Origin of the sequence: Rhodococcus sp. CX (assembly GCF_015865005.1) — a bacterium.
In the GTDB taxonomy this organism is placed as follows: Bacteria; Actinomycetota; Actinomycetes; order Mycobacteriales; family Mycobacteriaceae; genus Rhodococcus.
Genome location: NZ_JADZGH010000072.1, coordinates 2,723 through 3,073, shown reverse-complemented (window position 1 = coordinate 3,073; position 351 = coordinate 2,723). Strand labels below are relative to the sequence as shown.

At 69.8% G+C, this 351-nt stretch carries 1 pseudogene; it reads right to left on the bottom strand.

Annotated features, from left to right (window positions below):
- A pseudogene (locus I0Q12_RS32365) lies at positions 1 to 115 on the bottom strand (LysR family transcriptional regulator); the annotation flags it as partial.
- Between the last annotated feature and the right edge of the window lie 236 nt (positions 116 to 351).

Below are 351 nucleotides of genomic sequence, written 5' to 3'. Positions count from 1 at the left end.
ACCGGCTCGCGTTGGGTTGCGCGATGTCGGCGGCACGCGCGGCGGCCCCGAGACTGCCGTGGTCGTCGACGCCGACGAGGAGCTCGAGCGCGGTGAGGTCGGGCCAGTCGGTCATGACCGAATGATATGTCCGTCCCCCTACTCATATCGATTCGATATGTCGTCATGCGGTTTCGGGGTCTAGTCGCGAGGCCCGCCGAACGAAATCATCGAATGCATGATCACCGTGCCCGCGGCCCCCGCGCTGCGTCTGCCCGCCTCCGCCCCGGGCCTGCTGCTGTGCGCAGGGGGCGCAGCAGTCGCACTCGGTCTCGGCCGCGCGGTCGGGGTCGCCCCGCTGCTCGTCGCGAT